Annotated in this window: 14 protein-coding genes; 3 read left to right on the top strand and 11 right to left on the bottom strand. The window is 71.1% G+C overall.

Annotated features, from left to right (window positions below; translation table 11 throughout):
• Positions 1-431 precede the first annotated feature (431 nt).
• A complete protein-coding gene (locus M3C17_RS05695) occupies positions 432-1,766 on the top strand; it encodes a CoA transferase (protein ID WP_259976681.1) in 1,335 nt (444 codons plus the stop codon).
• A gap of 46 nt (positions 1,767-1,812) precedes the next feature.
• On the opposite strand, the gene M3C17_RS05690 is transcribed toward M3C17_RS05695, so the two are convergent.
• Genes M3C17_RS05690 through M3C17_RS05680 form a run of 3 tightly spaced genes read right to left on the bottom strand, consistent with a single transcriptional unit; the run spans position 1,813 to position 4,928 of the window.
• Entirely contained in the window at positions 1,813-2,625 is an 813-nt protein-coding gene (locus M3C17_RS05690; RefSeq protein ID WP_259976680.1) for a DUF4184 family protein, read from the bottom strand.
• A 12-nt stretch (positions 2,626-2,637) separates the two neighbouring features.
• Positions 2,638-3,939, bottom strand: a complete 1,302-nt coding sequence (tyrS, locus tag M3C17_RS05685; RefSeq protein ID WP_259976679.1) for a tyrosine--tRNA ligase — start codon at positions 3,937-3,939, stop codon at positions 2,638-2,640.
• Positions 3,940-3,977: 38 nt separating this feature from the next.
• Entirely contained in the window at positions 3,978-4,928 is a 951-nt protein-coding gene (locus tag M3C17_RS05680) for an aldo/keto reductase (protein WP_259976678.1), read from the bottom strand.
• Positions 4,929-4,981: 53 nt separating this feature from the next.
• Here M3C17_RS05680 and M3C17_RS05675 point away from each other — a divergent pair, with 53 nt between their 5' ends.
• On the top strand, positions 4,982-5,341 hold the full coding sequence (locus M3C17_RS05675) for a MerR family transcriptional regulator (protein WP_259976677.1): 360 nt from the start codon (positions 4,982-4,984) through the stop codon (positions 5,339-5,341).
• 1 nt (position 5,342) lies between these two features.
• On the opposite strand, the gene M3C17_RS05670 is transcribed toward M3C17_RS05675, so the two are convergent.
• The gene (locus tag M3C17_RS05670; RefSeq protein WP_259976676.1) at positions 5,343-6,176 is read right to left on the bottom strand and encodes a hypothetical protein; all 834 of its coding nucleotides are present in this window, start codon (positions 6,174-6,176) and stop codon (positions 5,343-5,345) included.
• On the bottom strand, positions 6,173-6,817 hold the full coding sequence (locus tag M3C17_RS05665) for a SatD family protein (RefSeq protein ID WP_259976675.1): 645 nt from the start codon (positions 6,815-6,817) through the stop codon (positions 6,173-6,175). The genes M3C17_RS05670 and M3C17_RS05665 overlap by 4 nt, the downstream gene beginning before the upstream one ends.
• A 59-nt stretch (positions 6,818-6,876) precedes the next feature.
• Here M3C17_RS05665 and M3C17_RS05660 point away from each other — a divergent pair, with 59 nt between their 5' ends.
• Positions 6,877-7,461, top strand: coding sequence for a DUF1349 domain-containing protein (locus M3C17_RS05660; protein ID WP_259976674.1), 585 nt, complete (start codon positions 6,877-6,879; stop codon positions 7,459-7,461).
• Positions 7,462-7,481: 20 nt separating this feature from the next.
• Here M3C17_RS05660 and argH read toward each other — a convergent pair whose 3' ends face one another.
• Genes argH through argC form a run of 6 tightly spaced genes read right to left on the bottom strand, consistent with a single transcriptional unit; the run spans position 7,482 to position 14,172 of the window.
• Positions 7,482-8,912, bottom strand: coding sequence for an argininosuccinate lyase (argH, locus tag M3C17_RS05655; protein ID WP_259976673.1), 1,431 nt, complete (start codon positions 8,910-8,912; stop codon positions 7,482-7,484).
• Positions 8,912-9,841, bottom strand: coding sequence for an ornithine carbamoyltransferase (gene argF, locus M3C17_RS05650; protein ID WP_259976672.1), 930 nt, complete (start codon positions 9,839-9,841; stop codon positions 8,912-8,914). Before argF ends, argH begins: the two co-directional genes overlap by 1 nt.
• Positions 9,838-11,043, bottom strand: coding sequence for an acetylornithine transaminase (locus M3C17_RS05645; RefSeq protein ID WP_259976671.1), 1,206 nt, complete (start codon positions 11,041-11,043; stop codon positions 9,838-9,840). The genes argF and M3C17_RS05645 overlap by 4 nt, the downstream gene beginning before the upstream one ends.
• Positions 11,040-11,957: an acetylglutamate kinase gene (gene argB, locus M3C17_RS05640; RefSeq protein ID WP_259976670.1), complete on the bottom strand. Its 918-nt coding sequence runs from the start codon at positions 11,955-11,957 to the stop codon at positions 11,040-11,042. The genes M3C17_RS05645 and argB overlap by 4 nt, the downstream gene beginning before the upstream one ends.
• Positions 11,954-13,111: a bifunctional glutamate N-acetyltransferase/amino-acid acetyltransferase ArgJ gene (argJ, locus tag M3C17_RS05635; RefSeq protein ID WP_259976669.1), complete on the bottom strand. Its 1,158-nt coding sequence runs from the start codon at positions 13,109-13,111 to the stop codon at positions 11,954-11,956. Before argJ ends, argB begins: the two co-directional genes overlap by 4 nt.
• Positions 13,108-14,172, bottom strand: coding sequence for an N-acetyl-gamma-glutamyl-phosphate reductase (gene argC, locus M3C17_RS05630; protein WP_259976668.1), 1,065 nt, complete (start codon positions 14,170-14,172; stop codon positions 13,108-13,110). The genes argJ and argC overlap by 4 nt, the downstream gene beginning before the upstream one ends.
• Between the last annotated feature and the right edge of the window lie 169 nt (positions 14,173-14,341).

Below are 14,341 nucleotides of genomic sequence, written 5' to 3'. Positions count from 1 at the left end.
GCATTTGACAAGTGCACGCTGTTGAGTTCTCAAGGATCGGATGCTCCCACGACCCAGCCATCACAACCAGGCCCGCAGGGCAACTTCTCTATCTTAGCCATCCCGACCCGCTTGTCAAATCGGCGCGCCGGGCGGATCAGTGATCCGCTGCGCAGCCTAGACAGCCGCAGAAGGGGTGGATCTCCCATCCTAGACGCGAACGTCTGTTCTCTCAAGTGAGAGTGGATCGGGAGTGGTTCTCCGCTTGAGGGGGGTGAAGCTCTGGGCTTCTCCGCTTCCCTGTGGGGCGAACAAGTAATAAGTTACGGGGATTCCGGGGGTCTGGCAAATCGGGCGCACACCCCCGGGCGTGTCGCGCCGCCCCGTCAGCCGCATTCGGCCGGGTCAGGCCGCGTTTCGGCCGACGTCCGAGCCCGGAGTAGCATCGCGCCATGACCTCCGACCCGTCGTCCGCGGCGACCGACCTCCTCGCTCGCGTGTGGCAGGAGATCGGCGGCGAGACCGCGGCACTCCCCCCTGACGATGCCCTCCGTGCGCTCGGGTCGGTGCCTCTCGCCTCCCGGACCGCGACCGCGGAGCTGGCCCTCACCAGCATCGCCGCGGTGACTCTTGCCGCGGGCCTGGACCCCGCCCTGATCGACCCCTCTCGTGTGGCCGCCGCCTACCGGAGCGATCGGTACCTGCGGGTGGACGGCGCACCCCCACCCGTCTGGGCACCGCTCTCCGGATTCTGGCGGAGCGCCGACGGCTGGATCCGAACGCACGGCAACTACCCGCACCATGCCCATGCCCTCCGTCTGGCGCTGGAACTGGACGACGACGCCGGAGCGGACGGCGTCGCCACGGCGGTGGCGGACCTGCACACCGACGACGTCGTCTCCCGGATCTCCGCCGCCGGCGGTCTCGCCGTCGCCGTCCGTCCCGAGGATCGAACCGCGGACGAAGCGCTTCGACGCGGCGCTCTCCTCGACATCGCCGTCGGTGGCACGGCGTCTTCGCGGGCGCGGCGCGGTCGGTCGATCGCGGTGGACGACCGAGCGCCTGCTCCGCTCGACGGCACCCGCGTCCTCGATCTCACGCGGGTCATCGCCGGGCCGGTGTGCACGAGGACGCTCGCTCTGCTCGGTGCGGACGTGCTCCGTCTCGATCCTCCACACCTTCCGGAGCTGCCGTGGCAGCATCTCGACACCGGCCACGGCAAGCGCACGGCTCTCCTCGATGCCCGCGGCTCCGAGATGCACGCCCTCCTCGAGGCCGCGGACGTCATCGTGCTCGGATATCGTCCTGGCGCTCTGGAACGCCTGGGCCTCGCGCCCGCCGACCTCGCCGTACGCTATCCGGGTCTCCTCGTCGCGCAGCTCAGCGCCTGGGGCACGGATCAGCCCGATCGCGCCGGCTTCGACAGCCTCGTCCAGGCGGAGAGCGGCATCGCTCTGGTCGAAGGGAACGACGGCAGGCCGGGAGCGCTGCCCGCGCAGGCCCTCGATCACAGCAGCGGGTATCTCCTGGCCGCCGCGCTCACGCGACTGCTGCGGGAACGCGACGGACGATCCCGCATCGTGCGGACCTCACTCCGCCGGATCGCGGCCGAGCTCCTCGGCATGCCGCGGTCGGCCGACGTGATTCCGGCTCCCGAGGGCGATGCATCCGCCCATCTCGCACGATTCGACGTCGCCGGTACGCCGGTGGTGACGGCGGCTCCGGCGCTCCCCGGTCTGTCCTTCGCGGCGCCCCGCCCGTGGGGCGCCGACGCCCCGCGCTGGTGAGACACGCCGCGTCCGCCGGGCGCGAGCGCCGGCGTGCGATACCGCGTCAGGCCGCGCGGCGCTGTCGTCGCGCGGCCAGCACGACGCAGAGGACGAGGGTGAGCACACCCCACACCGCACACGCGGGAGGAAGCACGCGGTACGCGAGGTGCGCCACCGTGAACTCCGGCGACAGCGGCCCGAAGGCGAGCAGGCCGAACACCCACGCGGCGACGAGGATCACCGGCAGCGAGATCCACCACGCGAACCGCGCCGCGTCGGGGAGGACCCGCGCCGTGGTGCGTCGCGGCGTCGCGCGGCGCAGCCAGAGCACTCCCCAGATCGCCAGCCCGAGCAGTCCGAGCGCGCTGGACCCGTACTGGAGCCACTTGTAGCCGTCGAACGGACCCCAGGCGTTCGCCAGGGCGGGCACCAGATCCACTCCCCACCGCGACTCATGCGTGAAGGCATCCCACAGGATGTGCGACAGCACCCCGAGCATCGCCGACAGCACGAGCAGGAGCGGATACAGCGGTTGGCCCGTCCGGTACCGCGCTCGATCGTCACGGCTCAGTGCCTCGATCGCCGCGCGGAGACCGCTGACGCGCCAGCCGTCCGGAAGCCGCGACGCCACCCAGGTGGGAACCAGCTCCGGTGCGGCCGGACGCAACAGGACCCGCCACACCAGAAACAGCACGAGGGCGAGCAGCGTCGTCCACACGACGCTGAGCGGATCGTGCAGGAAACCGTAGTTCAACCCGACGTTGCGCAGGAACAGCGAGATGTCAGGAGTCATCGCCCCGATCGCGATGGCTGCGGGTACCAGCGGCGTGCGCACGAACGGCAGCGCGACGATCGCATGGCTCGGGGTGAACGGCATCCGCGCGCCGCGTCAGCCGAGGAACACGCCGGCGAGCGTCTTCTTGCCGCGGCGCAGCACCGAGACTCCCCCCGGCAGTCCGCCCTCCACCGTCGCCGTGTCGTCCTCCACGCGCACGCCGTCGAGCGAGACGCCGCCCTGAGCGATCGCACGCCGCGCCTCGGAGAGGCTCGACACCAGCCCCGTCGCGACGAGCGCATCCACCACGGATGTGCCGGCCGGAACCGTGGCGTGCGGAAGCTCGTCGAGCGCGGAGCGGAGCGTCGCGGGGTCGAGTGCGGTCAGGTCGCCCTGCCCGAACAGCGCCTCGGACGCGGCGATCACGGCCGCCGTGGCCTCGACGCCGTGCACGGTCGCGACGACCTCGAGCGCCAGGCGCTTCTGGGCGGCGCGACGGAACGGCTCCGTGGCGACGAGCTCGGCGTACTCCTCGATCTCGGCCCTGGTCAGGAACGTGAAGACCTTGAGGCGCTCGATCACATCGGCGTCCGCCGTGCTGAGCCAGAACTGGTAGAACGCGTACGGACTGGTGAGGTCCGCATCGATCCAGATCGCGTTGCCCTCGCTCTTGCCGAACTTCGTGCCGTCGCTGTTCGTGATCAGCGGGGTGCCGATGGCGTGCACCGAGACGCCCTCCACGCGGTGGATCAGGTCCGTGCCGCTGGTGAGGTTGCCCCACTGGTCCGACCCGCCCGTCTGCAGCACGCAGTCGTACTGGCGGTACAGCTCGAGGAAGTCGAGCCCCTGCAGGATCTGGTAGCTGAACTCCGTGTAGCTGATCCCCGCATCGGAGTTCAGTCGCGCGGCGACCGCGTCCTTCTTCAGCATCGTGCCGACGCGGTAGTGCTTGCCGATCTCACGCAGGAAGTCGATCGCGGACAGCGGCGCCGTCCAGTCCAGGTTGTTCACCATGCGGGCGGCGTTCTCGCCCTCGAAACTGAGGTAGCGCTCGACCTGGCCGCGCAGCCGCTCGACCCATTCGGCGACGGTCCCCCTGGTGTTCAGCGTCCGCTCCGCCGTAGGGCGGGGGTCGCCGATGAGGCCCGTGGACCCGCCGACCAGCCCGAGGGGCTTGTGCCCCGCGAGCTGCAGGCGACGCAGCAGCAGCAGCTGGACGAGATGCCCCAGGTGCAGGCTCGGCGCCGTCGGGTCGAAGCCGCAGTAATACGTGACAGGGTCTCCCGCGAGCAGGGCGCGCAGCGCCTCCTGGTCGGTGGACACGTGGACGAGGCCGCGCCACACGATCTCATCCCACACGTTCTCGAACGTGGGGTCGATCGCCTGGGGCGCGGTCGTCAGAGCGGGAGTTGACACGCGCTCCAGGCTAGCAGCGAGCGGACGCCGGACCCGCGTCACACGGCGTCGTCCAGCAGTGCGAGCTCATCGGCGGTCAGTTCGATCGCCGCGGAGTCCAGCGCGGAGTCGAGCTGCACGAGCTTGCTGCCACCCAGAATGGGACGGATGCCATGCGCGAGCAGCCAGGCCAGCACGATCTGACCCTGCTGCGCATCATGCTCCGCGGCGACCGAGGCCAGCGCGGCCAGACGCCTGCTCGTCCCCGGGTGGTCGTAGACCTCGGGGATGGACTTGCCCGGGTTGTCGTAAGCACCGGAGAGCAGCGGCGTGTATGCCCACGTCTCCAGCCCGTTGGCCTCCGCGAAGTCCCGCTGCTCATCGCTGAGCACGCCGAACGGGTGGACCACACCGGGCGGCAGCGTCCCCGGACGCAAGCGAAGGTAGGTGCTGTTAAGCTGCAGCGCGTCGAGCGGCATGCTGCCGATGGTCGCCGCATGTGCGCGCGCCCGCTCGACCCGCCACGCCGGATGATTCGACGCACCGACCCGGCGCACGACCCCGCTCGAGGTCAGGCTCGCGAGCCCCTCGACGGTCTCCTCGATCGGCACGGCCCTGTCCTCCTGATGCAGCCAGAGCAGGTCGATCGTGTCGACGCCCAGGCGGCGCAGACTCCCCTCGACCGCCTCGTGGATGGCCCGGGGAGACAGCCCGGCCCGGTGCTCCGGCCACGACCCCGGCCACAGCGGCTCGGCGCCGACCTTGGTCGAGAGCCGCACGCGCTCGCGGGCGCCGCGGCGCGCGGCGAACCAGCGCCCCAGCACCTCCTCCGACGCGCCGCCGTGTCCGGTGTCGCTGGCCCAGAAGCTGTAGCAGTCGGCGGTGTCGATCCATACCCCGCCACGCTCGACGAAGCGGTCGAGCAACGCGAACGAGGTCTCCTCGTCGATCGATGTGCCGAAGGACATCGCCCCGAGGACGATCGGTGATGCGGTGTGTCGTGGTGTCATGCAGCCAGCGTGCAACCTGGAGTGCGCTTCAGGTCAAGCTCTAGGCTCCCCTCATGACGACCTACACGCCCGCCGAGGCCGCTGCCCGCTCCGGCTTCAGCATCGACACGCTGCGGTACTACGAGCGCGAGGGCATCCTGCCCGCGGTCCCGCGCACCGCGGGAGGCCACCGCGCCTACACTGACGCGGAGCTCGGGCTGCTGGAGTTCCTCAAGTGCCTGCGTGAGACCGGCATGCCTGTGCAGCGCCTCCGCCGGTACGGGCAGCTGTGTCAGCGGGAGGACACGATCCCTGAGCGCATCGCGCTCCTCGAGGAGCATGCCGAGACGGTGGAGCGCAGGCTCGCCGAGGTGCTCGCGCAGCAGGCCCGCCTCACCGAGAAGCTCGACTGGTACCGCGCGCAGCGCGGCTGACTCAGCTGTGCGCGGCCCACCACACGAGGAACGCCGCACCCAGACCGATCACCCAGCTGACGAGGCTGCCGACGAGGAAGTACTCGGCGCGTGCCCCGGTCTCGCCGTCGCGCGAGATCTCCGGGAAGCGGACGATGCCCTTGGCGGCCAGCATGGCGGCGAGGATCGGGTACGCAGCGGCGAGGGTGAGGATCATGACCAGCACCCGTTCGAGCGGCCCGATCAGTCGCCCGCCCTTGAAGCCGTTCCGTGGATCCGTCGCGGGCAGGATCGCCTCCACGGCGGCGTGATCGCTGTGCTCCGGAGAGTCGGGAAGAACGGGAGCGTCGGCGTTCACGGGTCCGCGCGGGTCCGCGGGCGCCTCGGCGGCGCTTCCCGAGGTCGAGCCGGTCTCCGCCGGACGCCAGGTGTGCTCGCCGTCGAGAGCCGCACGCACGACGAGATTGGCCGATTCGAGCAGGAAGACGCCCGCGCCGAGCGCGAGCACCGCGAGGTCGAACGGCACGTCCCCGAACGGCGAGCGCAGCGTCCACAGCTCGCCGATGAGGCCGGCGTCGTCGCGGGCGCCGACCCACACCACGGCTCCGATGCTCAGCGCCGCCAGGGCGACCGCCGGCCAGAAACCCGCGCGGGAGGGACGGTCGTCCGGCATGCTCCAGATCCACAGTGCTCCCGCCGCGAGCGCGAGGACAGCGGGCAGCAGCGCGTCTCCGCCGATGCCGAGGAGCACGACGACGGCGGCGGCCACGGTGAAGCCGATCCAGCGCCGCGGTGCGAACTGTCGGACCAGGTCGACGGCGCCGACGGCGAGGAGGACGAAGCCGGCGAGGATCATGACCCCTCCCCCCGGAGCGCGGCGACTCCTTCCAGGAGCGCGGCGGCCCCTGCGCTGCGCAGCGACTTCGACACGCTCGGCTGCGAGATGCCCTCCTGCGCCGCGAGCTCTCGCTGCGAGCGGCCGATCAGCCGCCCATACGTGAGGTGGCGCTCGCGCTCGCTCATCGCCCCCACGAGCTCGTCGCGCGCGAGGACGTACGCGTTGGATGCGGCGATGACGGCTTCCATGACCTCATCCTGTCCCTGGGCTCCGACAATCCAGGTGCGCGTGCGCGGCACGGCGCGCTGTTCGCGGGCATGCACCGTCTCGATCGCAGCACGCGCCGCGTACCAGCCGGGACCGTCAGCCAGCTCGCCGTGCACCGAGGCCACGGAACGGACCTCGCCGATGCCGAGGCCGAAGCGGAAGGCGAGCCCCTCCGGGAGCCGGAGCTGAACCATGAGCAGGGAGAGAAGCGCGTCCGGAAGCTCGCGGTAGACGGCCTGCTGCTCGTCCCCTACCGTGGGCGTGAGCGGCTGGACGGCCAGGGGACGGTCGTGTTCGACGCGCGCGATGGTCTCGTCCAGCGCACGCTGTGCGGCGGTCCGGTCCTCGAGCTCACGGGAACCCACGATGTCGGCGATCACGGCGATGACCATGAGATAACCGTAACACGAATACTCTGGATTTATGCCTTATATGGCTATAGATGGGAAACATGCCTGAATCACGCATCATCGCCTGGACCGATGGCACCTGGACGAACGCACCGGCGACCACGCGCATCGACGGGCACCTCGACGCCACCGCCGTCGAGGGAAGCGACGCCTGGCGCCACACCGCCTACGGCTTCGTGCACGACACGGAGCACGCGCTGCTCGCCCCGCTCGCTGTCGGGGAGGCCATCGAGGTCGCCTTCCGCGCGACCTGGGAGGGGCAGTTCGACCAGGCGGGGCTCTTCGTGCGCGCCGACGGCGAACACTGGATCAAGGCGGGAGTCGAGTTCGCCGACGGTCACCTCGGCCTCGGCGCCGTCGTCACCGCCGGCCGCTCGGACTGGTCGGTCGGCTACGTCGACGACTGGCGCGACAGCGAGATCACTGTCCGGGTCAGCCGCTGGCCGGATGCGATGATCGTCCGCGCGCGGGCAGACGAAGGACCGTGGCGCCTGGTCAGGGTCGCGCCCTTCGACGGCGAGGCCGACGTCGAGGCCGGACCGTTCCTGGCGGCGCCGACCCGCGCCGGCCTCACCGTCCGCTTCACCCGGTGGGAGCGATCGGCCGCCGACAGCGACCTGCACTGACGACGGCCCTGCGGCGGGGGCTACAGCCCGAGCGCGTGCGCAGCGGCCTGGGCGCGGGCGACGAGCTCGGCGCGCTGCTCGGCGACCCGCTCCGGAGCCGTGCCGCCGACCCCGGATCGCGACGCCACGGAGCCTTCGATCGTGAGCACCTCGCGCACGCCGGGCTCCAGGTGCGGTGACACCGACAGCAGCAGCTCCTCCGAGGCGTCCTCCAGGCCGATGCCCTGCTCCTCGCACGCCCGCACGAGCGCGCCGGAGATCTCATGCGCATCGCGGAACGGCACGCGCCGCTTCACGAGCCACTCCGCCACATCCGTCGCGAGGGAGAAGCCCTGCGGCGCCAGCTCCGCCATCCGGTCCGTGTCGAAGCGCAGTGTCGCGACCATGCCCGCGAACGCCGGCAGGAGCACCTCGAGCGTCTGCACCGAGTCGAACACCGGCTCCTTGTCCTCCTGCAGGTCGCGGTTGTACGCCAACGGAAGCCCCTTGAGCGTCGCGAGCAGGCCGGACAGGTTGCCGATCAGCCGCCCCGACTTGCCGCGCGCGAGCTCGGCGATGTCGGGGTTTTTCTTCTGCGGCATGATGCTGGATCCGGTCGAGTAGCCGTCGTCGAGCGTGACGAAGCCGAACTCGCGCGTGTTCCACAGGATGATCTCCTCGGACAGCCGCGAGAGGTCGACGCCGGTCATCGCGGCGATGAAGGCGAACTCCGCCACGACGTCCCTGGCGGCCGTGCCGTCGAGCGAGTTCTCGGCCGGGCGGTCGAGGCCGAGCTCGGTGGCGACCAGGGCCGGGTCCAGCCCCAGGGTCGAACCGGCGAGGGCGCCGCCCCCGTACGGCGAGACCCCGGCGCGACGACGCCAGTCGACCAGCCGCTCCAGCTCCCGCACCAGCGGCCAGGCGTGCGCCTGCAGATGATGCGCGAGGAGCACCGGCTGCGCATGCTGCAGATGCGTGCGCCCAGGAAGGATCGCCGCGGGATGCGCTTCGGCCTGCGCCACGAGCGCGTCGATGACCCGCAGCAGGTCGCGCGCGATGACCCTGGCGTGGTCGATGAGGTACATCCGCACGAGCGTCGCGATCTGGTCGTTGCGGCTGCGGCCGGCGCGAAGCCGTCCGCCCAGCTCCGGTCCGAGCTCGGCGATCAGTGCCTGCTCCAGGGCGCCGTGCACGTCCTCGTCGGTCGGCACGGGGCGGAGGCTGCCGTCGGCGACGCGCGCGGCCACGGCGTCGAGGCCCGCGTGCATGCGCTCGGCCTCGTCCGGTTCGAGATACCCGGCTGCGGCGAGCGCGGTGGCGTGCGCATGCGACCCTGCGATGTCGTACGGCGCGAGGATCCAGTCGAAGTGCGTGGAGCGGCTGAGCTCGACGAGCTCGGGCGACGGGCCGGTGGCGAAGCGGGCGCCCCAGAGCGCTCCCTCGTTGGTGCCTTCGTGGGCGGGGCCGGACATCACGCGTCCTTCTTGCCGAGAAGCCACACCAGCAGGGCCTTCTGCGCATGGAGTCGGTTCTCGGCCTCGTCCCACACCACGCTCTGCGGTCCGTCGATCACGGCCGAGTCCACCTCGTACCCGCGGTCGGCGGGGAGGCAGTGGATGAAGATCGCGTCGTCGGCGGCCAGCTCCATCGTCTCCGACGTCACCTTGTAGCCGCCGAGGTCGCGGATGCGCGCGATCTTCTCCTCCTCCTTGCCCATCGATACCCAGGTGTCCGTCACGATGACGTCGGCGCCCGCCGCGGCCTCGACCGGATCGGTGAGGAGGGTGATGGAGCCGCCCGTCTCGGCGGCACGGCGGTCGGCCGCCTCGATCACGTCGGCACGCGGCGCGTACGCCTCGGGCGAGGCGATCCGCACGTGCATTCCCGCCGTGACGCCGGCGAGGGCGTAGGAGTGCGCCATGTTGCTCTGCCCGTCCCCGAAGAACGCGAGCGTGAGGCCCTTCAGCTCGCCCTTGTGCTCGCGGATCGTGAGCAGGTCGGCGAGCAGCTGGCACGGGTGGAAGTCGTCGGACAGCGCGTTGATCACCGGCACGCGCGTGCCCTCCGCCATCTCCTCCAGACCCGACTGCGCGTAGGTGCGCCACACGATCGCGGCGACCTGGCGCTCGAGCACCCTGGCCGTGTCGGACGGCGTCTCCTTCCCGCCGAGCTGGCTGCTCGCGGTCGAGATGATGAGCGGAGAGCCCCCGAGGTCGGCGATGCCCACCGCGAAGGAGACCCGGGTGCGCGTGGACGACTTGTCGAAGATCACGGCGACGGTCTGCGGGCCGGCGAGACTCTTGTCGGCCCAGCGGTCCTTCTTCAGCTCGAGCGCGAGATCGAGGATCTCCGCCTGCTCGGCGGGAGTGAGGTCGTCGTCACGCAGCAGGTGGCGGGTCATGCGGGTACCTTTCCGGAAGCGGAGGCGTGGACGTCGGAGAGCGCCGCCGCGAAGAGCTCGCGGAACTCGGCCAGCTCCGCATCGCCGATGGTCAATGCCGGCGCGACGCGCACGGTCTCGGGGTTGGCCGCGTTGACGATGAGGCCGCGCTCCTGGGCGGCGGCGACCACGGCACCGGCCACGGGCTCGGTGAGCGCGACGCCCACGAGGAGTCCGCGACCACGGACGCCTGCGACCAGCGGGGAGCCGATGCCCCGGATGATCTCCTGCAGCTCGTCACCGCGACGCGCGGCGTTGCCGACCAGGTCGGCGCGCTCGATCTCGGCGAGCACCGCGTCGGCGACCGCCGTCGCCAGCGGGTTGCCGCCGAAGGTGGAGCCGTGCGATCCCGGGGTGAACAGCGCACTGGCAGCCCCGTAGGTGACGAGGGCGCCGATCGGGAACCCTCCGCCGATGCCCTTCGCGAGCGTGATCGCGTCGGGCGTGATGCCCTCATGGCTGAAGCCGAACCAGGCACCGGTGCGCCCGGCGCCGGTCTGGATCTCGTCGACGATGAGCAGGGCGCCGTGCGCGAGCGTCAGCGAACGCGCCGCGGCCAGGTAGCCGTCCGGAAGCTCGAGGACGCCGGCCTCGCCCTGGATCGGCTCGACGATCACCGCGGCGACGCGGTCGTCCATCGCAGCCTCCAGGGCCTCGATAGTCGCGGGGATGTGCTCCACGCCCCCTGGCATCGGTGCGAACGGCGCGCGCATGGACTCCTTCGCGGTCAGCGCGAGCGAACCCATGGTGCGGCCGTGGAAGCCGTTCTCCAGCGCGAGGATGCGCGGGCGGTCGGTGCCACCGTGCAGCCGGGCCAGCTTGAACGCCGCCTCGTTCGCCTCGGCACCCGAGTTCGAGAAGAACACCCGGCCGTCCAGACCGGCGCCGGCCAGGCGCTTGAGGCGCGCGGCGAGCGCGAGCTGCGGCGGGGTCGCGAAGTAGTTGGACACGTGCACGAGCGTGGCCGCCTGCCGCGACACCGCCTCCACGAACACCGGGTGCGCATGACCGAGCGAGGTCACCGCGATGCCGGCGAGGAAGTCGAGGTAGCGTCGGTCGTCCGCGTCCCACAGGTACGAGCCCTCGCCGCGGGTCAGCAGCGCGAACCGCTCCCCCGCGTTGAGCACGAGATCACGTGCCACGTCGTCCTGCCAGACGCTCATGCCGTCGGTCCTTTCTCGCCCAGAACCACTTCGGTTCCGATTCCCTTGCTGGTGAACAGTTCCACGAGCACCGAATGCGGCACCCGGCCGTCGATGATCGCCGCGGCGTCGACGCCGCCCTCGACCGCGTCCAGGCACGCCCGCATCTTCGGGATCATCCCCGACTCCAGACGCGGCAGCATCTCGATCAGCGCGTCCGAGGTGAGGTGCGACACGAGCGACTCGCGATCGGGCCAGTCCGCGTACAGACCGGGCACGTCGGTGAGGATGACGAGCTTGCGCGCCCGGAGTGCCACGGCGAGGGCGGCGGCCGCGGCGTCGGCGTTCACGTTGAGCGACTGGCCAGGGTGGTCGAGGTCGGGCGCGATGCTGGACACCACGGGGATGCGGCCGGCCGCCAGGTGGTCGAGCACCGGGCTCGGATCGACCTGCACGACATCGCCGACGCGGCCGAGATCGATCTCCTCGCCGTCGACCACCACGCCGCGGCGGCGCCCTCCGAACAGGCCGGCGTCCTCCCCGCTCAGACCGGTCGCGATGGGCCCGTGCGAGTTGATCTTCGACACGAGCTGCGGGTTCACCTGACCGGTGAGCACCATCCGCACGACGCCGATGGCCTCAGTGTTCGTGACGCGGTAGCCGCCCTTGAACTCGCTCGGGATCTCCAGGCGCTGCAGCATGTCCGAGATCTGCGGCCCGCCGCCGTGCACGACGACCGGCTGCACGCCGACGTAGCGGAGGTATGCGATGTCCTGCGCGAACGCCTCCTGCAGCTCGTCCGACACCATGGCGTTGCCGCCGTACTTGACGACGACGATCTGGTCGCGGAAGGTCTTAAGCCACGGCAGCGACTCGATGAGCGTGGTGGCCTTCTGCGCCGCGACGTCCGGCGTGGTGTCCTGGATGTCGGTCATGAGGCGTAAGCGCTGTTCTCGTGCACGTAGTCGTGGGTGAGGTCGTTCGTGAGCACCGTCGCGGTGGCGTCGCCGACCTTCAGGTCGATCAGGAGGTGGGTGGCGCGGGGGGTCAGGTCGACCTCCTCGCGCGGACGGTCGGGGCCGCCCGCGGTGCACACCCGCACGCCGTTCATCCACACGTCCACGTCGTAGGGGTCGAACTGCGCGGCAGTGGTGCCGATCGCCGCGAGCACCCGCCCCCAGTTCGGGTCGTTGCCGAAGATCGCGGCCTTGAACAGGTTGTTGCGGGCGACCGAGCGGCCGACCTCCACTGCGTCCTGCTCGGAGGCCGCGTGCTGCACCTCGATCGTGATGTCGTGGCTCGCGCCCTCCGCATCGCCCTGCAGCTTGACCGCGAGCTCCTGGCACAGCGCGGTGAGCGCCTCTGCGAAGTCGTCGAGGTCCGGCGCGACCTCCGAGGCGCCGTTGGCGAGCAGCGTGACCTGGTCGTTGGTCGACATGCAGCCGTCGGAGTCCAGACGGTCGAACGTCCGTCCCGTCGCGCGGCGGAGCGCCTCATCGGCCTGCAGCGGCTCGAGCATCGCATCGGTCGTGAGCACCACGAGCATCGTGGCGAGTCCCGGCGCGAGCATCCCCGCCCCCTTCGCCATGCCGCCGATGCTCCAGCCGTCGCCGGTCACCACGGCCGTCTTCGCGACGGTGTCCGTGGTCATGATGGCGTGCGCTGCGTCCACTCCCCCGTCGGCGCTGAGCGCGGCGATGGCCTGAGCGGTTCCTGCCAGCACCTTGGCGCGGAACTCCTCGTCGCCGGTGCCGATGAGGCCGGTCGAGCACACGAGCACATCGCCGGCGCTGATGCCGAGCAGCTCGGCCGCCTTCTCCGCGGTCTGGTGCGTGGTCTGGAACCCGAAGCTGCCGGTGAAGCAGTTGGCGCCGCCCGAGTTCAGCACGACGGCCTCCACCACGCGATCGGCCACGGCCTGCTGCGACCAGATGATCGGGTTGGCCTTGGCGCGGTTGCTCGTGAACACCGCGGCGCCCACCTTGCGCGGGCCACGGTTGACGACGACGGCCACGTCCGGCTTTCCGGTCGACTTGAGACCGACGGCGACGCCTGCGGCCTCGAATCCTGCGGGTGCGGTGACGCTCACGGGGCGACTCCGTTCACTGAGAGGGCGCGGGTCTCGGGAAGCCCCAGCGCGATGTTCATGGATTGGACGGCAGCTCCGGCGGTGCCCTTGACGAGGTTGTCCACGGCGGTGACCACGGTCACGCGGTTCGCGGCACGGTCGATCGCCAGGCCGACGAGGGCCGTGTTCGCCCCGAGCACGTCCGCGGTGCGGGGGAAGTCCCCTGCCGGGAGCAGCTGGACGAAGGTCTCCTCGCCGTAGGCGCTCTCCCACGCCCGGCGGATGTCGGCATCGCTCACGCCCTCGACGATCGGCGCCGTGGAGGTGGCGAGGATGCCGCGCGACATCGGCACGAGGACCGGAGTGAACGAGATGCGGATGTCGGCGCCGTCGGGGTCGGCGCCGGCCGTGCGGGCGGCCGCGAGGGCCTGACGGATCTCCGGGATGTGCCGGTGCGTGCCGCCCACGGCGTAGGGGTTCGCAGAGCCGAGGATCTCGGAGGCGAGCAGATTCGTCTTGAGGCTCTTCCCCGCGCCGGACGGACCCACCGCGAGCACGGACACGATGTCGCTCGGGTCGATCACGCCGGCCGCGACACCGGGCGCGAGGCTCAGGCTGACGGTGGAGGCGTTGCACCCCGGTGCGGCGATCCGGGTGGCCCCGCGCAGGTGCTCGCGCTGCTTCGCGCCGCCGACGAGGAGCTCGGGCACGCCGTAGGTCCACGGCTGGTGGAAGTCGCCGCCGTAGAACGCATCCCAGGCCGCGGAGGACGTCAGCCGGTGGTCGGCTCCGGCATCGATGACGAGCGGGGTGTCGCCGAGCGCGTCGGTGTACTGGCCCGACTGCCCGTGAGGGAGGGCGAGGAACACGATGTCGTGCCCGGCGAGGATCTCCGGCGTGGTGTCCTGCAGCGTGAGGTGGGCGAGCGAGCGGAGGTGCGGCTGATGGGCGACGAGGGGCTGTCCGGCGTTCGAGTGCGCCGTGACGGTGCGGATCTCGACGTCGGGGTGAGCGGCCAGGAGGCGGAGGATCTCGCCGCCCGCATAGCCGGAGGCGCCGGAGACGGCGACGGAATACGTCATGCTTCTACCTTAACGGTCGGGTCCTCGACGATCTCGGGACCGGGGGCGGGGCCGGAGGCGGCGACACCGGCACTCGACCGCCGCGCGTAGGCAGGCAGAAGGGCGGGGTCGCCTAGAATCGGCGGCCGCGACGTCGGCGCACAGCGATGACGCTCGGGACGAGCGTCGA

It is taken from the genome of Microbacterium sp. p3-SID336 (assembly GCF_025143365.1).
Classification (GTDB): domain Bacteria; phylum Actinomycetota; class Actinomycetes; order Actinomycetales; family Microbacteriaceae; genus Microbacterium.
This window is presented reverse-complemented; position numbering and strand designations above follow the sequence as displayed.

Excerpts from the sequence above, each read along its gene's own strand:
- M3C17_RS05695 (WP_259976681.1), top strand. The coding sequence starts at position 432 with ATGACCTCCGACCCGTCGTCCGCGGCGACCGACCTCCTCGCTCGCGTG.
- M3C17_RS05690 (WP_259976680.1), bottom strand. The coding sequence starts at position 2,625 with ATGCCGTTCACCCCGAGCCATGCGATCGTCGCGCTGCCGTTCGTGCGC.
- M3C17_RS05680 (WP_259976678.1), bottom strand. The coding sequence starts at position 4,928 with ATGACACCACGACACACCGCATCACCGATCGTCCTCGGGGCGATGTCC.
- M3C17_RS05675 (WP_259976677.1), top strand. The coding sequence starts at position 4,982 with ATGACGACCTACACGCCCGCCGAGGCCGCTGCCCGCTCCGGCTTCAGC.
- M3C17_RS05670 (WP_259976676.1), bottom strand. The coding sequence starts at position 6,176 with ATGATCCTCGCCGGCTTCGTCCTCCTCGCCGTCGGCGCCGTCGACCTG.
- M3C17_RS05665 (WP_259976675.1), bottom strand. The coding sequence starts at position 6,817 with ATGGTCATCGCCGTGATCGCCGACATCGTGGGTTCCCGTGAGCTCGAG.
- M3C17_RS05660 (WP_259976674.1), top strand. The coding sequence starts at position 6,877 with ATGCCTGAATCACGCATCATCGCCTGGACCGATGGCACCTGGACGAAC.
- argH (WP_259976673.1), bottom strand. The coding sequence starts at position 8,912 with ATGTCCGGCCCCGCCCACGAAGGCACCAACGAGGGAGCGCTCTGGGGC.
- argF (WP_259976672.1), bottom strand. The coding sequence starts at position 9,841 with ATGACCCGCCACCTGCTGCGTGACGACGACCTCACTCCCGCCGAGCAG.
- M3C17_RS05645 (WP_259976671.1), bottom strand. The coding sequence starts at position 11,043 with ATGAGCGTCTGGCAGGACGACGTGGCACGTGATCTCGTGCTCAACGCG.
- argB (WP_259976670.1), bottom strand. The coding sequence starts at position 11,957 with ATGACCGACATCCAGGACACCACGCCGGACGTCGCGGCGCAGAAGGCC.
- argC (WP_259976668.1), bottom strand. The coding sequence starts at position 14,172 with ATGACGTATTCCGTCGCCGTCTCCGGCGCCTCCGGCTATGCGGGCGGC.